This window comes from Dickeya undicola (assembly GCF_000784735.1).
GTDB classification, from domain to species: domain Bacteria; phylum Pseudomonadota; class Gammaproteobacteria; order Enterobacterales; family Enterobacteriaceae; genus Dickeya; species Dickeya undicola.
Genome location: NZ_JSYG01000037.1, coordinates 57,443 through 74,400, shown reverse-complemented (window position 1 = coordinate 74,400; position 16,958 = coordinate 57,443). Strand labels below are relative to the sequence as shown.

Here is a 16,958-nt window from a genome sequence, read left to right as displayed (position 1 = left end):
TCCATGACCTGCTGGTGAGAAAAAAGGCCGATATCGGCCTTTTTCCTTTCTTTACAATCGGGGCTGGCACCTTGCCAGTCAATAGGAATTAGAGATATTCCACTTTCAGGATCTCGTATTCTACGACCCCGCCTGGGGTGCTGATTGTTACCACATCATCCTCTTCCTTGCCTATCAGTCCCCGCGCAATCGGCGAGTTGACAGAGATGAGGTTCTGCTTAAAGTCGGCTTCGTCGTCACCTACGATGCGGTAGGTTTGTTCTTCTTCAGTATCCAGGTTCATCACGGTTACTGTAGCGCCAAAAATCACACGGCCGTTCGCCGCCATCTTGGTGACATCAATCACCTGAGCATTAGACAGTTTGGCTTCAATTTCCTGAATCCGACCTTCACAGAATCCTTGCTGTTCACGAGCGGCATGGTATTCCGCATTTTCCTTCAAATCACCGTGCTCACGTGCCTCGGCAATCGCTGCAATAATTTCGGGCCGACGCACCGACTTCAGGAAGTCCAGCTCCTCGCGTAACTTTTCAGCACCACGCAACGTCATCGGAAATTGTTTCATATCGTCACTACCTCTAAAAAATCCGTACGGCTCACGTTACCGTCATCCTGACAATTTAAACAAAAATAGCCTCGCCCGGAACATTCCTTCCAGGCCAGACGCGTTTTTGCATTTTGATACGCATTTTACCCCAGAGTTCCACCAGGGTCATCGTTTACTTTATCCCTTGATGCGCCGTAGTATGACCACCACGTTACCCTGTACTTAATTGAGATTATGCGTTTTTCATCGATTCTGACCGGTTTTGCCTGCGCGGTTGTCCTACAGGCCAATGCTGCCCCCATTGACGAGTACACCAAATACCTGCCCGATGGAGCCAATCTGGCACTGGTGGTGCAAAAAATCGGAGCATCTACCCCGACTGTCGATTATCACAGCCAGCAGATGGCGCTACCTGCCAGTACGCAGAAAGTGATCACTGCGCTGGCGGCGTTGTTGCAACTGGGGCCGGATTACCGTTTCGTCACCACGATGGAAAGCACCGGTACGATCGCCAACGGGGTGCTACGCGGTAATCTGGCGGTGCGTTTCAGCGGCGATCCATCGCTGAAACGACAGCAACTCCGTAACATGGTACAGGAACTCAAGAAACGGGGAATTCGGGAAATCAGCGGTGACGTCCTGATCGATACATCCGTATTCGCCAGCCACGACAAAGCGCCCGGCTGGCCCTGGAACGATATGACACAATGTTTCAGTGCACCGCCTGCTGCCGCGATTGTCGACAAAAACTGTTTTTCCATCTCACTCTACAGCGCCCCCAAAGCAGGCGATAACGCATTTATTCGCGTCGCCTCCTATTATCCGGTGCAGATGTTCAGCGAGGTTCGTACTCTGGCGAAAGGCTCACCGGACGCTCAGTATTGCGAGTTGGATGTCGTACCAGGTGAACTCAATCGCTTTACCGTTACTGGCTGCCTGACACAACGTGCCGAACCGTTACCACTGGCGTTCGCCATACAGGATGGTGCCAGTTACGCCGGTGCGATCGTGAAAGACGAATTACAGCAGGCAGACATCCGCGTCATCGGCAGTCTGCGTCGACAATCACTGCCTGGCGCTCCGGGCACCGTATTGGCGCAAACCGAATCGGAACCGTTGCATGAACTGCTAACCACCATGCTGAAAAAATCGGACAACATGATTGCCGATACGGTATTTCGCACCATCGGGCATGAACGTTTCAAGGTCCCAGGAACCTGGCGTGCTGGTGCTGACGCCGTTCGCCAGATCCTACGTCAGAAAGCAGGAATCGACCTGGGCAACACCATCATCGTCGACGGCTCGGGCTTATCCAGACATAACCTGATATCACCAGCAACCATGATGCAGGTGCTACAGTATATTGCTCAACACGATAATGAGTTGAATTACATTAAGATGCTGCCGCTGGCAGGCTATGACGGGACATTGCGCTATCGTGCAGGTCTGCATGAGGCTGGGCTTGATGGAAAAGTCTCGGCCAAAACGGGCGCGTTGCAAGGAGTGTACAACCTGGCAGGCTTTATCACTACCGCCAGCGGCCAGCGAATGGCCTTTGTACAGTATCTTTCCGGTTACGCGGTTCCACCAGAAGATCAAAAAGAACGTCGCATTCCGCTGGTTCGTTTCGAAAGCCGCGTTTACAAAGACATATACCAAAACAACTAGCTGAAAAATAAAAAATTCCCTTATCTGCTCAGCGGATAAGGGAAACATACACAACTAACAAGCAAATTTTTCTTTTGGCCACCACTCAGATGGCCTGATGGCGATTAACGCTGGTAAATGATTTCAACACCTTCGTCGTCATCTTCATCCCAGTCGTCATCCCACTCCTCTTCAGCTTCCGCCTCAGCGGCTTCCAACTGCTCACGGTGGTAATCATCCCACATGAAGTCGACTTTCTCAGGCGCTTTGTTCTCAACTTCCGCCAACGCTTTCGGCTGAGTATCGAGGAAATTCATCACATCCCAGCACAGGGCATTTACCCCTTCCCGATTGGCTGCAGAAATCAGGTAATACTGACCTTCCCAGCCAAGTGCGGCTGCGATCGCTTTCGCACGTTTTTCTGCTTCGCCTTTCTCCAGCAGATCAACCTTGTTGAATACCAGCCAGCGCGGTTTTTCCGCCAGAGACGCGCTGTATTGCTGCAATTCATTAACGATCACTTTGGCATTTTCGATCGGATCAGATTCATCGATCGGTGCCAGGTCGATCAGATGCAGCAGCACGCGGCAACGCTCCAGATGCTTCAGAAAACGAATGCCCAGCCCAGCCCCCTCAGACGCACCTTCGATAAGCCCAGGGATATCCGCCACCACGAAGCTCTTCTCGCTGTCCATCCGCACCACGCCCAGGCTCGGCACCAACGTGGTAAACGGATAATCCGCCACCTTCGGCTTAGCAGCCGACACCGCTCGAATAAACGTTGATTTCCCGGCATTCGGTAGGCCCAGCATACCGACATCCGCCAGCAGCAACAGCTCCAACATCAACTCACGCTCTTCGCCTGGCGTACCGCTGGTTTTCTGTCGCGGCGCACGGTTAACGGAGGATTTGAAACGGGTATTACCCAGGCCATGCCATCCCCCTTTAGCGACCATCAACTTCTGTTGATTGCGAGTCATGTCGCCCAGTACTTCACCCGTGCTTTTATCCAGCACACGCGTACCAACAGGAACCTTGATGGTGATATCTTTGCCGCGCTTGCCGGTGCAGTCACGGCTTTGACCATTCTGGCCACGTTCCGCACGGAAGCTTTTCTCAAAGCGGTAGTCAATCAAGGTATTAAGGTTTTCATCCGCCAGCAGGTAGACGTCACCGCCGTCACCGCCGTCACCGCCGTCAGGCCCGCCATTGGGAATATATTTTTCACGACGGAAGCTAACACAGCCGTTGCCACCGTCACCCGCCACCACCAGAATGGTGGCTTCATCTACAAACTTCATGAACTGTCTCCGCAAAAAACCAATAGAGAATGACCGACGCGTTTGAATAATTTATTGGTTCTCTTTGGCTCAACGAATTGGGTTGATGACAGATAACCGCAGTATGTCACCTGCCACTGAAAAACCGACGCATCAGAACCGTTCCGATAAAAGGGCGCTGATTGTACCTGCTTGGCGAAAGGATTTCACCTGTATTAAAAATAATCAGCCCTGATTCGCTTTGCCACTTCTTATTCAGCGTATCCGCCTGCCTCATCAAACCATCGGGCGCTTGTTGCGCTTTAATGTGATCAGCCGATGCCCAATCGCAGAAAACATGGCACCACTCACCACGACAAAAGCGCCAATGTACCCCAGCAGATTGAGGGCCGGTGCGGCAAATACCGAAGGCCAGGCCATTGACAATAAATCCGAAAAAAGCAGCGTAAACAATGGCGTCATTGTGATGATGGTACTCACCTGCGCAGCCTGCCAGCGCGCCATGGCCTCCGCCAGCGCCCCGTATCCCACCAGCGTATTCGCACCACAAAACAGCAAACAAGCCAGTTGCCAGCCAGTGAGTTGGAAAATCACACCCGGTTTTGCCAACGGGGTAATAAATAGAACACAGAGCATATACAGCAAAAAAAGCAGTTGTTGCGAAGTCAGACGACGCAGTAACACCTTTTGCGCCACACCATAGGCCACCCATACCGTGGACGCCGCCACACCCAGCAATATCCCGAAGGTGTAATCCGTCAGCCGGGTAAAAAGCTCCACCAGGCTATTGTTGAAAAACATCAGTAATCCGCAAATCAGTATCCCGGCACCGATGATTTGGGTCACCCGCATCTTCTCTTTGAGGATCACAACGCTGGCAACCATCAACCCCACCGTCGACAACTGTCCGATCACTTGCGACGCCGTCGGGCTCAGATATTGCAAAGATGAACTGAACAGCACGAAATTGCCCAGCAACCCACCGGTAGCGATCAACAGCAGGATCCACCACCGCTGATGATCAAATATCCGTAGTGTTGGCAATGCTTTTTTGCTGTACAGGAAAACCCACAGTCCAACAGATGCGATCAAAAAGCGATACCAGACGATGGTATAAGGCTCCATCGCAACCAGAACCTGTTTCATCGCGATTGGCAGCGCCCCCCAACATATGGCGGTAGTCAGCGCCAGACAAAATCCGATGACAGCATTCTGTTTCATCACATTACCTGTTCTTTTATCGATTTCTGTATTGTGCGCGTATCTCTATATTGTGCACCGCGCAAATGTAAAAAGCCCTGCAACAAGTTGCAGGGCTTTATTATTCAACCTGATACCGAGAAATTACTCAGCGACGATGCTGATATATTTACGGTTGTTCGGGCCTTTAACTTCGAATTTGACTTTACCGTCAGACAGAGCAAACAGGGTGTGGTCTTTACCGCAGCCTACGTTGCTGCCAGCGTGGAACTTGGTGCCACGTTGACGAACGATGATGCTGCCAGCCAGAACTGATTCACCGCCGAAGCGTTTTACGCCAAGACGTTTGCTTTCTGAGTCGCGGCCGTTACGAGTAGAACCGCCAGCTTTTTTGTGTGCCATTAATCCGCTCTCCTAGAACTTAAGCGCTGATGCCGGTGATTTTCACGTCAGTGAACCACTGACGGTGGCCAGCCTGCTTACGGTAGTGTTTACGGCGACGAAACTTAACGATTTTAACTTTCTCGCCACGGCCGTGAGCAACAACTTCAGCCTTGATTTTGCCACCATCGACGAAAGGAACGCCGATTTTGACATCTTCACCATTGGCAACCATCAGAACCTGGTCAAACTCAACAGCTTCACCGGTTGCGATGTCCAGCTTTTCCAAGCGAACGGTCTGGCCTTCGCTTACTCGGTGTTGTTTACCACCACTTTGGAAAACTGCGTACATATAAAACTCCGCTTTCCGCGTGCTTCTTTGAATGATGTGAAGCGCGCTATAAATATTCACAATAGGGCGCGAATTCTACGCAAAAAACCCACTGATGACAAGCCTAGAATCAATCAATGTGAAGAAAAAGGATACAACCCATGAACTGCCGTTTATCTGCGCCGTTTTTCAAGTACAATCAGCCCTAACGTTCCCCTTTTCAGTGCCGACACCATCAGCATTTTCACGGCAGAAACAGAAGCAATCAGCTGGCAGAAACAATGAACTTAGAGCAAATCACAGCGTTAAGCGCACAGGATATGGCCGCCGTCAACCAGACCATACTGGATCAGCTCAACTCCGACGTTGTCCTGATCAATCAGTTAGGAAATTACATCATCAGCGGTGGTGGCAAGCGTATCCGACCTATGATTGCGGTATTAACCGCCAGAGCGCTGAACTACCAGGGTGACAAACACATTTCCGTTGCCGCGCTGATTGAATTCATCCACACCGCAACGCTCCTTCATGACGATGTCGTAGACGAATCCGATATGCGTCGGGGAAAAGCCACGGCAAACGCCGCCTTCGGCAATGCCGCCAGTGTGCTGGTAGGCGACTTTATTTATACCCGTGCATTTCAGATGATGACCAGTCTGGCTTCGCTGCGTGTCATGTCGGTGATGTCCGACGCCGTTAACGTCATTGCGGAAGGTGAAGTACTCCAGCTCATGAACTGCAACGATCCGGACATTACCGAAGACAGCTACATGCGGGTGATTTACAGCAAGACAGCCCGGCTGTTCGAGGCAGCCGCGCAGTCATCCGCCATTTTGTCGGATGCCAGCAGCGAGCAGGAACAGGCGTTACAGGATTACGGTCGCTACCTCGGCACCGCCTTCCAATTGATTGATGACTTGCTCGACTACAGCGCCGACGGCAAAACGCTGGGAAAAAATACCGGCGACGATCTGAATGAAGGCAAACCCACACTGCCGTTGCTGCACGCCATGCATCACGGCAACGAAGAACAACGCGCCATGATTCGTCAGGCAATTGAGGAAGGTAATGGGCGCCATTTGCTGGAGCCCGTGTTGGCAGCCATGCAATCCTGCGGCTCCTTGACTTACACCCGACAAAGAGCCGAAGAAGAAGCAGACAAAGCCATTACCGCGCTTCAGTGTCTGCCTGCCAGTGATTTTCGCACGGCGCTTGAAGGTCTGGCTCATCTCGCGGTACAACGCGACTTCTGAGTCATTCCCCTTTATTTTTGTATTCCTGCGGCCCGCTTTCCAAGCGGGCCAGCATTCCCATCGCCCCTTCACGCAGAATATGTCCAATCAACCGGGTACGTTCTTCCACGGAAAGCTGGTGGTAAATCTGTATCCAGGTATGCTCCTGAACCGTCGCCGCTCTTCCGGCGTAGATGTAGTCGGGCGGGGTTTCCTGCATGAGGCTGGTTTTCACCTCCTCCGGCAAGCTCCAGATCGCGTATTCGACGCCTTTACCCTGAACGCCTTTGCGACGCCGTTTCTCCCAGCCATGTTCCTTCGCTCTTTTATTGAGCCCCTGGCGAGATTTTGGCAACCCTGCCACACCTAATAATTCATTCGTAGTAAACCATGCCTTTTCCATCATCACTCTCCCTTTCATCTCGTTCCTGATATGAATACGTAATCAGATGACCAAAACAGCAATTACGTTTCCATATAATAGACCAATTTTATTCAAACCACTAATGCAATAGTGTTAAAGGGAGTATTAATTACGATCAGAAAAACTCTTCGAAAAGAAATCAGATGGGGGAAATGAGAAGAGAAAGCCATTCCACAATACAGAAAATCGGGAATGGCTGAGTCACTTAATCAGAAAAATCTTTTATCAAAGTCGCGCTTGCTGTATTAGCAAGACCCAGCTGTTTCAGCGTGGCAGACACACCTTCACGCATGATATGCGCAATCAGTTTTTCCCGTTCCGGGACAGATAACTGATGGTAAATCTGGATCCAGACTGACAGCATGTCGGACGGCTTTGCCGAATATTCACCTGACGTTTCCTGCATCAGCAGTGTTTGCTGAACAGACTGAGGCAAGCTATGGATAGAATATTCTACCCCTCGTCCCTGTACACCTTTACGGCGACGCTTTTCCCAACCATCTTCTCGGGCTCGCTTATTCAATCCTTGCCGTGATTTAGGAAGTCCGCCAATACCAACCAATTCGCTGGTCGCAAACCACTCTTTTTTCATGTCCTTTTCATCCCGATAGTGATACTCGTTACCTATTCAGATCCATTAGGAAATTAATTTGGAAATATTAAGGAAATTGGTGCTATATTATTTCCAAATAATGGCTTTTGGTTAGCGAAACCATTCACCATGAGCCGTTAGTTATACCATTAATACGCTGTTGTCTTAATAGCAATAAGGGAAGGATTATGAATTCAAGGAAAAATGACTGGCATCCTGCCGATATTATTGCGGCACTGAGAAAGAAAGGGACAACGCTCGCAGCCGTATCACGAGCAGCCGGGTTAAGCTCTTCTACGCTGGCAAATGCTTTATCTCGCCCATGGCCGAAGGGAGAATGGTTAATAGCCGACGCCTTGGGTATTCACCCATCGGAAATATGGCCAAGCCGTTATTACGATCCAGAAACACAAGAACTGCTCGATCGTAAAAAATTGATCCGCCCGCAGTCTGATCCGCAATCCGAATAATACTGACGGAAAAAGAAAGGCCGGAGAAGAGACTCCGGCCTTATTAACCCGATGTATCACACAGAGGTGATTATTTCTTGTTAACGAACTCTTCGCCCAGAGCGATGTCCTGCTTCAGGGTATCCAACATGCTAACCAGAGCCTGTTGTTCAAATGCACTCAGCGTACCGATGTCTTTACGCTCGGCCACACCGTTTTTACCCAACAACAGCGGTTGAGCAAAGAAACGAGCGTACTTGCCATCGCCTTCCACGTAAGCGCACTCAACCACACCGCTTTCTCCCTGCATAGCACGAACCAGAGATAGGCCAAAACGCGCAGCAGCCTGACCCATCGACAGGGTAGCTGACCCGCCACCTGCTTTTGCTTCCACAACTTCGGTGCCTGCATTCTGGATACGTTTAGTCAGAGCAGCCACTTCCTGCTCAGTGAAGCTCACACCTGGGATCTGGGACAGCAGCGGCAGGATGGTAACACCGGAATGACCACCAATAACCGGCACGTCAATAGCCTGCGGCTGTTTGTCTTTCAGCTCGGCAACAAAGGTGCTGGAACGGATAATGTCCAGCGTCGTGACACCAAACAGTTTGTCTTTGTTATACACGCCAGCCTGTTTCAGCACTTCGGCGGCAATCGCCACCGTGGTATTGACCGGGTTAGTGATAACACCGATACAAGCGTTAGGGCAGGTACGGGCAATCTGTGAAACCAGGTTACGCACGATTCCTGCGTTCACGTTAAACAAATCGGAACGATCCATCCCCGGTTTACGAGCTACCCCAGCCGACATCAGCACAATGTCTGCGCCTTCCAGAGCCGGAGTAGCATCTTCACCGCTGAAACCTTTGATTTTCACATCGGTGGGGATGTGGCTCAGATCGACAGCCACACCCGGCGTAACGGGGGCGATATCATAAAGAGAGAGCTCTGAACCTGAAGGAAGCTGGGTTTTGAGGAGAAGGGCAAGGGCTTGACCAATACCACCTGCGGCTCCGAGAACTGCAACTTTCATCCTAAACTCCTTATTATGTTAAGTAAAATTACCGTGGATGCGTTTAGTTAAAAACGTTTATGCTCGCGAGAGAAGCCAGGCGTCAGACCTGTTTTCAGAGGGACACAACATAGGTCCGCAGCGATAAATAGGCACGCAGCGATAACGCACTATGTGATTAATAATAAACTAACAATCTGCCTGATATCTGAAAGGTAATTAAAGTAACAGGCAATTATAGTGCGCCCCGGCATAAGCCCACGACTGATTAACGGGTGTGTTACATTACACCGACCATCAGCCTCCAAACAACATCATTTTGATAACATTTATTTTACTTTTATGTGATGAAGAGCACACTTTTTGACACCCTGGTAAAGTATTGCCCCCCAGGTCATTGAATCTGCCGTTCCAAGCCAGCAATCCGCTTTTATACGCGCTCATATTGCATAAAAATTCATTCAAATGCATAATACCCGCATGTTCCACTTTTTCCCGGACACGGTGCAGAATGCGTAACTCCACTAAACAAGAAGATCTGGTTAAAGCGTTCAAAGCGCTGTTAAAAGAAGAGAAATTTAGTTCGCAAAGCGAAATTGTGCAGGCACTGCAGGACGATGGGTTTGAGAATATCAACCAGTCCAAGGTATCCCGTATGCTGACCAAGTTTGGCGCAGTACGTACCCGCAACGCGAAAATGGAGATGGTTTACTGTCTGCCAGTCGAACTGGGTGTTCCCACCACCACCAGTCCGCTAAAAAACCTGGTATTGGATGTAGATTACAACGACGCGGTGGTCGTGATTCACACCAGCCCTGGCGCAGCACAGTTAATCGCTCGTCTGCTCGACTCACTGGGTAAATCGGAAGGGATTCTCGGCACTATCGCTGGCGATGATACTATTTTCACTACCCCAGCCCGCGGCTTTAGCGTCAAGCAACTGTATGAAGCCATACTGGTATTGTTTGAACAGGAACTGTGATGCGCCACCGCCCCGCCATACGGTTGGGGCGGTATAGCCAGAAAATCACAGCGCGGGCAATTCAGCCAACGGCCAACGCGGCCGAACAGTAATACTCAGATCATCCGTCACGCCTTGGGTAAGACGAACTGCTCCTGCATAGGCAATCATGGCACCATTATCGGTACAGAATTCTGGGCGAGCATAAAACACCTCACCGCCCCGCTTTGCCATGATCTCAGCCAACCGCTGGCGTAATGTCCGGTTAGCACTCACACCACCCGCCATCACCAGCCGACTAAACCCTGTCTCATCAAGCGCTCGGCGGCATTTAATAGCCAGCGTATCTACCACCGCATCTTCAAACGCCCGCGCGATATCCGCCTGTGTCTGCGGATCGCTGCCGTTTTCACGGATAGTATTGGCAGCGAAAGTTTTCAGCCCTGAGAAACTAAAATCCAGGCCAGGTCGATCGGTCATCGGCCGGGGAAAAACAAAACGGTCAGAATGCCCGCTTTGCGCCATTTTCGACAGCAGCGGCCCGCCGGGATAATCCAGCCCCAGCAGCTTAGCGGTTTTATCGAACGCCTCGCCAGCCGCATCGTCAATGGATTCCCCCAGCAAACGGTATTCACCAATCCCAGTTACGCTTATCAACTGGGTATGCCCGCCAGACACCAGCAACGCGACAAACGGAAACGCCGGTGGGTTATCTTCCAGCATCGGTGCCAGCAAATGCCCTTCCATGTGATGCACCGGTATGGCTGGCACATTCCAGGCAAACGCCAGCGAACGCCCTACCGTCGCACCGACCAGCAACGCACCGACCAGCCCCGGACCAGCGGTGTAAGCGACACCATCGATATCACTGTGCTGTAACCCGGCGTCATGCAACGCTGCCTGAATCAGCGGCACGGTCTTGCGAACATGATCGCGAGAGGCCAGCTCAGGCACCACGCCGCCATAATCGGCGTGCAACTTCACCTGGCTGTAAAGCTGATTCGCCAGTAGCCCGGCCTGCGTGTCATAAATCGCGACCCCGGTTTCATCGCAGGATGTTTCAATACCCAATACGCGCATTGCTATTTTCACTCTCGGTTACATTTACGGCGGCCCGCCACGGCTGCTTGATTCAGGCGCGGCATAGTCTATCATAAGCCAGCCCACAGACGAGCGAACCGGCACCGCACGTTTTATGATCGCCGATGCACTTTACAAACGCGCCACAGTTGCAGTAGAATTCCGCACCATTTTGAAAAGGCTGGCACAAGGCCAGCAGCAAACCGAATTTACTGAGGTGAGAGGCACATGCCGGTAATTAAAGTACGTGAAAACGAGCCGTTCGACGTTGCTCTGCGTCGTTTCAAGCGTTCCTGCGAAAAAGCAGGTGTTTTGGCTGAAGTTCGTCGTCGTGAGTTCTATGAAAAACCGACTACCGAACGTAAGCGCGCTAAAGCTTCTGCCGTGAAACGTCACGCGAAGAAGCTGGCTCGAGAAAACGCACGCCGCACTCGTCTGTATTAATTTTCTGGAGGGTTATCCTCCACCGCGTGATTAATCCGCAGACTTAGCAGTTGCATACGAAGGCCGTGCTTTCCGAAAGGAATGCGCGGCTTATTGTCGTTTATAAACGTATATAGATAAGGGGCTTATGGCTGGACGTATTCCCCGCGTATTTATTAATGACCTGCTGGCCCGCACCGACATCGTTGACCTGATCGATGCGCGCGTCAAACTGAAAAAGCAGGGCAAGAATTATCACGCGTGTTGCCCGTTCCACCACGAGAAAACCCCTTCGTTCACCGTTAACGGTGACAAGCAGTTCTACCATTGCTTCGGCTGCGGTGCCCACGGCAACGCCATTGATTTCCTGATGAATTATGACCGTCTGGAATTTGTTGAAAGCATTGAAGAACTGGCTGCAATGCACGGTCTGGACGTTCCTTACGAGGCAGGCACCGGCCCGACCCAGCTCGAACGCCATCAACGGCAAAGTTTATACGAGCTGATGGAACAATTAAGCGCTTTTTACCAACATACTCTGAACCAACCTGCCGGTACGCCAGCCAGAGAGTATCTGGCCAGACGAGGCTTGAGCGATGATGTCATCCGGCATTTCGCCATCGGGTGTACACTGCCAGGGTGGGATAACGCGTTAAAACGTTTCGGGCGCAACAGTGACGATAAAACGACGCTGACTGACGCAGGTATGTTGGTGACCAACGAGAATGGTCGTACTTACGATCGTTTTCGCGATCGGGTGATGTTTCCTATCCGTGATAAACGCGGACGGGTCATTGCGTTCGGTGGCAGGGTTATGGGTGATGGCACCCCAAAGTACCTGAATTCGCCGGAAACCGAGATTTTTCATAAAGGTCGACAGCTGTACGGCCTGTACGAGGCACAACAGAAAAATCCGGAATTAAAGCGGCTATTGGTCGTCGAAGGTTATATGGATGTGGTCGCGCTGGCCCAGTTTGGCATCGATTACGCGGTGGCATCACTAGGGACATCAACCACAGCAGACCATATCCAGTTGCTGTTTCGTGCCACTGAACAGGTGGTGTGTTGTTACGATGGCGACCGCGCCGGGCGCGATGCCGCCTGGCGCGCGCTGGAAACCGCGCTACCCTATCTGAATGACGGTCGGCAGTTGCGCTTTATGTTCCTGCCCGACGGCGAAGACCCGGATACGCTGGTGCGTCAGGAAGGTAAGGCCGCATTCGAGCAACGTATTGAGCAAGCGATGCCGTTGTCGGCGTTTTTGTTCGACTCGCTACTGCGACAGGTTGACATGAGTACTCGGGACGGGCGCACCAAGCTCAGTACGCTGGCTCTACCACTCATTGGGCAAGTACCGGGCGAAACGTTGCGATTATACTTACGTCAGCAACTTGGCAATAAGTTGGGGCTGCTGGATGACAGCCAACTGGACCGTCTGCTGCCGAAAACAGCGGAGCAAACATCGTCTTACCAGCCTCCACGGCTAAAAGTCACAACTATGCGTATACTGATAGGACTTTTAGTACAAAATCCGAGGTTGTCCGCCGAGGTGCCGGAACTGGCGCTGGAAGGTGTGGAAGAGAACAAAGTTGCAGGACTGGAGCTGTTTTTGGATCTGGTAAAAGCCTGCAATGAAAGCCCAGGCATGAACATGGGATTGCTGCTGGAGAAATATCGCGAAAGTAAATATCGCAAGCAGCTTGAAACCCTGGCAGCCTGGGACCATATGATTGAAGAGGAAGAGCTCGAAGAAAAATTCAGGATCAGCCTGGCCGAGCTCTACGACCAGTTACTGCAGTTGCGAATGGATACGCTAATCGCCCGCGACAGAACGCACGGGCTAAGTACAAACGAGCGTAAGGAACTATGGTCACTGCAACTGGCGCTAACACGAAAAAACTGATTTCCCGCGGCTTAATTGCCGATAAATAGTAGGGTCGAGCCCTACAGCGTGCCGCTACAGGGGGCTGCGGCGATAAGAAAAATTCCCCTAATGTTATTGTTAGCGACTTACGCTGACCGACACCAACCCCAATATTCTGAAGTGTGGATACCGTCTTATGGAGCAAAACCCGCAGTCACAGCTCAAGCTACTTGTCACCCGTGGTAAGGAGCAAGGCTACCTGACCTATGCCGAGGTCAATGACCATCTGCCGGAAGATATCATCGACTCCGATCAGATCGAAGACATCATCCAGATGATTAACGACATGGGCATCCAGGTGATGGAAGAAGCGCCGGATGCCGATGATCTGATGCTGGCTGAGAATACCGCCGATGAAGACGCTGCCGAAGCAGCGGCGCAGGTATTGTCCAGCGTTGAATCTGAGATTGGCCGCACGACCGATCCGGTTCGTATGTACATGCGTGAGATGGGCACCGTCGAACTGTTGACCCGTGAAGGGGAAATCGATATCGCCAAGCGAATCGAAGACGGTATCAATCAGGTACAGTGCTCCGTTGCCGAGTATCCGGAAGCCATCACCTATCTGTTGGATCAATACGACCGCGTTGAAGCGGGAGAAAGCCGCCTGTCCGATTTGATCACCGGCTTTGTTGATCCGAACGCCGAAGAAGACCTGGCACCGAATACCACGCCTGAGAACGCCGAACTGGCCGACGACGGCATGGATGATGACGACGACGAAAACGAAGAAGACGAAGACGACAGCGACGATGACAACAGCATCGACCCGGAGCTGGCGCGTCAGAAATTCACTGAGTTGCGTGATCAGTACGAAGCGACCCGCGTAAGTATCAAGGCGCATGGCCGTAGCCACCCGACCGCTATTGATGAAATCAACAAGCTGTCTGAAGTGTTCAAGCAGTTCCGTCTGGTGCCGAAGCAGTTCGACCTGCTGGTAAACAACATGCGCACCATGATGGACCGCGTGCGCACGCAGGAACGCCAGATCATGAAACTGTGCGTTGAGCTGTGCAAAATGCCGAAGAAAAACTTCGTCACGCTGTTCACCGGCAATGAAACCAACAGCAAGTGGTTCGACGCCGCGCTTTCCATGGGTAAACCCTGGTGCGAAAAACTGCGTGAAGTAGAAGACGACGTGCATCGCAGCCTGCAGAAACTGCAACAGATTGAAGAAGAAACCGGCCTGACCATCGAGCAAGTCAAAGACATCAACCGTCGCATGTCGATTGGTGAAGCCAAAGCCCGTCGCGCCAAGAAAGAGATGGTGGAAGCGAACCTGCGTCTGGTTATTTCTATCGCCAAGAAATACACCAACCGTGGCTTGCAGTTCCTCGACCTGATTCAGGAAGGCAACATTGGCCTGATGAAAGCGGTAGACAAATTCGAATACCGCCGCGGTTACAAGTTCTCCACCTACGCCACCTGGTGGATCCGTCAGGCGATCACCCGCTCCATCGCGGATCAGGCGCGCACCATTCGTATCCCGGTGCACATGATTGAGACTATCAACAAACTCAATCGTATTTCCCGCCAGATGCTGCAGGAAATGGGCCGTGAGCCGACGCCGGAAGAACTGGCCGAGCGTATGCTGATGCCGGAAGACAAGATCCGCAAGGTATTGAAGATCGCCAAAGAGCCGATCTCCATGGAAACCCCGATCGGTGATGACGAAGATTCGCATCTGGGGGATTTCATCGAAGATACCACGCTGGAACTGCCGCTGGACTCCGCGACATCGGAAAGCCTGCGTTCCGCCACCCACGATGTGCTGGCTGGCTTGACCGCGCGCGAAGCTAAAGTACTGCGTATGCGTTTCGGTATCGACATGAATACCGACCACACGCTGGAAGAAGTCGGCAAACAGTTTGACGTAACCCGCGAGCGTATTCGTCAGATCGAAGCGAAAGCGCTGCGTAAACTGCGTCATCCAAGCCGTTCCGAAGTGCTGCGCAGCTTCCTGGACGATTAATAAGATTGTTATTACGTCGTACTATCAACCCCCGGTCCCGACCGGGGGTTTTTCTTTATCGCGCCTGTAGCCACTCGCCCTATAACGCCCCATCAACACATTCCGTTTTTCTTGCTTTTACGCACAATGCCCTCCATCCCTATCGCCAATATAATGAATTTTTAATAATAACAATCGGCTAAGTGCTGGATACAAAACAACCATATGGCCGCCAGACTATAGACCCCACTAGCTGGATTACCTATAATCAACACCCTCCTGGCCCCTTAGCTCAGTGGTTAGAGCAGGCGACTCATAATCGCTTGGTCGTTGGTTCAAACCCAACAGGGGCCACCAAATTTTAGATTTAAAATCATATAATTAAGCCACCTTTAATCGGTGGCTTTTTTATTCATCTATCCCGGTGTGGCGATTCAATGCCAACGTAGCACGCAGAGCCATCAGGCTGCTAAGCCGTCGCCGCGCTTCACCTGTCGATAACCACTATCTCAACCTGACGACCACCTTACCTTTCGCCCGCCCCGTCTCAACGTAAGACAGCGCATCAGCCGTTGCATCAAATGGCAAAACGCTGTCTACCACCGGTCTGATGATGTCTGATTCAATAAGCGTGCGAATAGCATCAAGCTGCGTTCCACTGGCCCGCATAAAGACAAACGCGTAACTGACCCCCTTCTGCCTGGCTTGCTTACGGATACGATAGCTAAGGAGACGCATCGCTTGTTTTAGCCCCCATGACAACCCCTGCTCTGTCGCAAATTCCGGTACGGGCGGGCCGGATATAGAGATGAGCTGCCCGCCGGTTTTCAACACCTGTAACGATTTTTCCAGCACGTCATTGCCCAAACTGTTTAGCACCACATCGTAGCCCTGCAGTACGGTTTCAAAGTCCTGCTTCCTGTAATCGATGACCACATCCGCACCCAGCGCCCTCACCCATTCGACATTACTCGTGCTCGTTGTGGTGGCGACGAAAGCGCCGAGATGTTTGGCAAGCTGGATAGCGATAGTCCCCACACCGCCAGAGCCAGCATGAATCAGCACCTTCTGCCCTTTCTTCAACTTTGCGGTTTCAACCAGCACCTGCCAGGCCGTCAGGCTAACCAGCGGAATAGACGCCGCTTCTTCCATGCTAAGGTTGCTGGGTTTCAGCGCCAGCGAATCCTCGTTGACCGCAATCAATTCAGCAAAAGTACCGATGCGCGCCTGCTCAGGCCGGGCGTAGACCTCATCGCCCGGTCTGAATCGTGTGACCTTCGGCCCGATGCGAACGACAACGCCTGCGACATCATTTCCCAGCACCAGCGGTAAACGATACGGCAGGATCAGCTTGAATTCGCCATTCCTGATTTTGGCATCAAGCAGATTGACACCGGCGGCGTGAACCTGGACCAGAACATCATCGTCCTGTAACGTCGGCTCAGGCATTTCGCCTATTCGTCCACTGCTTCTGCGGCTATAGCGATCGATAATGAACGCCTTCATCACGTATTTTCTCCAGAG

At 51.7% G+C, this 16,958-nt stretch carries 17 protein-coding genes and 1 tRNA gene; 8 read left to right on the top strand and 10 right to left on the bottom strand.

Annotated features, from left to right (window positions below; all coding sequences use genetic code 11):
- Positions 1–88: 88 nt before the first annotated feature.
- Complete coding sequence (gene greA, locus OB87_RS17450; RefSeq protein ID WP_019843796.1) at positions 89–565, bottom strand: transcription elongation factor GreA; 477 nt, start codon at positions 563–565, stop codon at positions 89–91.
- A 216-nt stretch (positions 566–781) separates the two neighbouring features.
- Between greA and dacB the strand changes: the two genes are divergently transcribed.
- Positions 782–2,215, top strand: a complete 1,434-nt coding sequence (gene dacB / locus OB87_RS17445; RefSeq protein ID WP_033570676.1) for a serine-type D-Ala-D-Ala carboxypeptidase — start codon at positions 782–784, stop codon at positions 2,213–2,215.
- Between the two features lie 104 nt (positions 2,216–2,319).
- Here dacB and cgtA read toward each other — a convergent pair whose 3' ends face one another.
- The 4 genes from cgtA to rplU form a co-directional block, all read right to left on the bottom strand.
- A complete protein-coding gene (cgtA, locus tag OB87_RS17440; protein ID WP_033570675.1) occupies positions 2,320–3,495 on the bottom strand; it encodes an Obg family GTPase CgtA in 1,176 nt (391 codons plus the stop codon).
- A 255-nt stretch (positions 3,496–3,750) separates the two neighbouring features.
- Positions 3,751–4,695 carry a DMT family transporter gene (locus OB87_RS17435; protein WP_033570674.1) on the bottom strand — a complete coding sequence of 315 codons (945 nt, stop codon included), beginning with the start codon at positions 4,693–4,695 and terminating at the stop codon, positions 3,751–3,753.
- Positions 4,696–4,818: 123 nt separating this feature from the next.
- Positions 4,819–5,076: a 50S ribosomal protein L27 gene (gene rpmA / locus OB87_RS17430; protein WP_012771136.1), complete on the bottom strand. Its 258-nt coding sequence runs from the start codon at positions 5,074–5,076 to the stop codon at positions 4,819–4,821.
- Between the two features lie 19 nt (positions 5,077–5,095).
- The gene (gene rplU, locus OB87_RS17425) at positions 5,096–5,407 is read right to left on the bottom strand and encodes a 50S ribosomal protein L21 (protein ID WP_016943772.1); all 312 of its coding nucleotides are present in this window, start codon (positions 5,405–5,407) and stop codon (positions 5,096–5,098) included.
- A 260-nt stretch (positions 5,408–5,667) separates the two neighbouring features.
- Between rplU and ispB the strand changes: the two genes are divergently transcribed.
- A complete protein-coding gene (gene ispB / locus OB87_RS17420) occupies positions 5,668–6,639 on the top strand; it encodes an octaprenyl diphosphate synthase (protein ID WP_033570673.1) in 972 nt (323 codons plus the stop codon).
- 1 nt (position 6,640) lies between these two features.
- On the opposite strand, the gene OB87_RS17415 is transcribed toward ispB, so the two are convergent.
- Both OB87_RS17415 and OB87_RS17410 read right to left on the bottom strand, forming a co-directional pair.
- Positions 6,641–7,021 (bottom strand): DNA-binding protein, encoded by a 381-nt coding sequence (locus OB87_RS17415; protein ID WP_033570744.1) that lies wholly within the window; start codon positions 7,019–7,021, stop codon positions 6,641–6,643.
- A 226-nt stretch (positions 7,022–7,247) separates the two neighbouring features.
- Positions 7,248–7,634 carry a DNA-binding protein gene (locus tag OB87_RS17410; RefSeq protein ID WP_033570672.1) on the bottom strand — a complete coding sequence of 129 codons (387 nt, stop codon included), beginning with the start codon at positions 7,632–7,634 and terminating at the stop codon, positions 7,248–7,250.
- Between the two features lie 188 nt (positions 7,635–7,822).
- Here OB87_RS17410 and OB87_RS20085 point away from each other — a divergent pair, with 188 nt between their 5' ends.
- Positions 7,823–8,104, top strand: a complete 282-nt coding sequence (locus OB87_RS20085) for a helix-turn-helix domain-containing protein (RefSeq protein ID WP_022632112.1) — start codon at positions 7,823–7,825, stop codon at positions 8,102–8,104.
- 70 nt (positions 8,105–8,174) lie between these two features.
- Here OB87_RS20085 and mdh read toward each other — a convergent pair whose 3' ends face one another.
- Positions 8,175–9,116: a malate dehydrogenase gene (mdh, locus tag OB87_RS17405; RefSeq protein WP_033570671.1), complete on the bottom strand. Its 942-nt coding sequence runs from the start codon at positions 9,114–9,116 to the stop codon at positions 8,175–8,177.
- Positions 9,117–9,606: 490 nt separating this feature from the next.
- Between mdh and argR the strand changes: the two genes are divergently transcribed.
- Positions 9,607–10,077, top strand: a complete 471-nt coding sequence (argR, locus tag OB87_RS17400) for a transcriptional regulator ArgR (protein ID WP_033570670.1) — start codon at positions 9,607–9,609, stop codon at positions 10,075–10,077.
- Between the two features lie 45 nt (positions 10,078–10,122).
- Here the strand turns inward: argR and tsaD are convergent, their stop codons facing one another.
- Positions 10,123–11,136: a tRNA (adenosine(37)-N6)-threonylcarbamoyltransferase complex transferase subunit TsaD gene (tsaD, locus tag OB87_RS17395; protein ID WP_033570669.1), complete on the bottom strand. Its 1,014-nt coding sequence runs from the start codon at positions 11,134–11,136 to the stop codon at positions 10,123–10,125.
- Positions 11,137–11,364: 228 nt separating this feature from the next.
- On the opposite strand from tsaD, the gene rpsU reads away from it, so the two are divergent.
- From rpsU to OB87_RS17375, 4 genes are all read left to right on the top strand, one after another.
- A complete protein-coding gene (rpsU, locus tag OB87_RS17390; RefSeq protein ID WP_001144069.1) occupies positions 11,365–11,580 on the top strand; it encodes a 30S ribosomal protein S21 in 216 nt (71 codons plus the stop codon).
- A gap of 127 nt (positions 11,581–11,707) precedes the next feature.
- Positions 11,708–13,462: a DNA primase gene (gene dnaG / locus OB87_RS17385; RefSeq protein WP_033570668.1), complete on the top strand. Its 1,755-nt coding sequence runs from the start codon at positions 11,708–11,710 to the stop codon at positions 13,460–13,462.
- Between the two features lie 157 nt (positions 13,463–13,619).
- Positions 13,620–15,455 (top strand): RNA polymerase sigma factor RpoD, encoded by a 1,836-nt coding sequence (gene rpoD / locus OB87_RS17380; RefSeq protein ID WP_033570667.1) that lies wholly within the window; start codon positions 13,620–13,622, stop codon positions 15,453–15,455.
- Positions 15,456–15,715: 260 nt separating this feature from the next.
- Positions 15,716–15,791: transfer RNA gene (locus OB87_RS17375), tRNA-Ile, on the top strand.
- 147 nt (positions 15,792–15,938) lie between these two features.
- On the opposite strand, the gene OB87_RS17370 is transcribed toward OB87_RS17375, so the two are convergent.
- Positions 15,939–16,940 carry an NADP-dependent oxidoreductase gene (locus OB87_RS17370; protein ID WP_033570666.1) on the bottom strand — a complete coding sequence of 334 codons (1,002 nt, stop codon included), beginning with the start codon at positions 16,938–16,940 and terminating at the stop codon, positions 15,939–15,941.
- Between the last annotated feature and the right edge of the window lie 18 nt (positions 16,941–16,958).

Excerpts from the sequence above, each read along its gene's own strand:
- rpmA (WP_012771136.1), bottom strand. The coding sequence starts at position 5,076 with ATGGCACACAAAAAAGCTGGCGGTTCTACTCGTAACGGCCGCGACTCA.
- rplU (WP_016943772.1), bottom strand. The coding sequence starts at position 5,407 with ATGTACGCAGTTTTCCAAAGTGGTGGTAAACAACACCGAGTAAGCGAA.
- OB87_RS17415 (WP_033570744.1), bottom strand. The coding sequence starts at position 7,021 with ATGGAAAAGGCATGGTTTACTACGAATGAATTATTAGGTGTGGCAGGG.
- OB87_RS17370 (WP_033570666.1), bottom strand. The coding sequence starts at position 16,940 with ATGAAGGCGTTCATTATCGATCGCTATAGCCGCAGAAGCAGTGGACGA.
- OB87_RS17410 (WP_033570672.1), bottom strand. The coding sequence starts at position 7,634 with ATGAAAAAAGAGTGGTTTGCGACCAGCGAATTGGTTGGTATTGGCGGA.
- cgtA (WP_033570675.1), bottom strand. The coding sequence starts at position 3,495 with ATGAAGTTTGTAGATGAAGCCACCATTCTGGTGGTGGCGGGTGACGGT.
- dnaG (WP_033570668.1), top strand. The coding sequence starts at position 11,708 with ATGGCTGGACGTATTCCCCGCGTATTTATTAATGACCTGCTGGCCCGC.
- mdh (WP_033570671.1), bottom strand. The coding sequence starts at position 9,116 with ATGAAAGTTGCAGTTCTCGGAGCCGCAGGTGGTATTGGTCAAGCCCTT.
- rpoD (WP_033570667.1), top strand. The coding sequence starts at position 13,620 with ATGGAGCAAAACCCGCAGTCACAGCTCAAGCTACTTGTCACCCGTGGT.
- argR (WP_033570670.1), top strand. The coding sequence starts at position 9,607 with ATGCGTAACTCCACTAAACAAGAAGATCTGGTTAAAGCGTTCAAAGCG.
- greA (WP_019843796.1), bottom strand. The coding sequence starts at position 565 with ATGAAACAATTTCCGATGACGTTGCGTGGTGCTGAAAAGTTACGCGAG.
- tsaD (WP_033570669.1), bottom strand. The coding sequence starts at position 11,136 with ATGCGCGTATTGGGTATTGAAACATCCTGCGATGAAACCGGGGTCGCG.
- rpsU (WP_001144069.1), top strand. The coding sequence starts at position 11,365 with ATGCCGGTAATTAAAGTACGTGAAAACGAGCCGTTCGACGTTGCTCTG.
- OB87_RS20085 (WP_022632112.1), top strand. The coding sequence starts at position 7,823 with ATGAATTCAAGGAAAAATGACTGGCATCCTGCCGATATTATTGCGGCA.
- OB87_RS17435 (WP_033570674.1), bottom strand. The coding sequence starts at position 4,695 with ATGAAACAGAATGCTGTCATCGGATTTTGTCTGGCGCTGACTACCGCC.
- dacB (WP_033570676.1), top strand. The coding sequence starts at position 782 with ATGCGTTTTTCATCGATTCTGACCGGTTTTGCCTGCGCGGTTGTCCTA.
- ispB (WP_033570673.1), top strand. The coding sequence starts at position 5,668 with ATGAACTTAGAGCAAATCACAGCGTTAAGCGCACAGGATATGGCCGCC.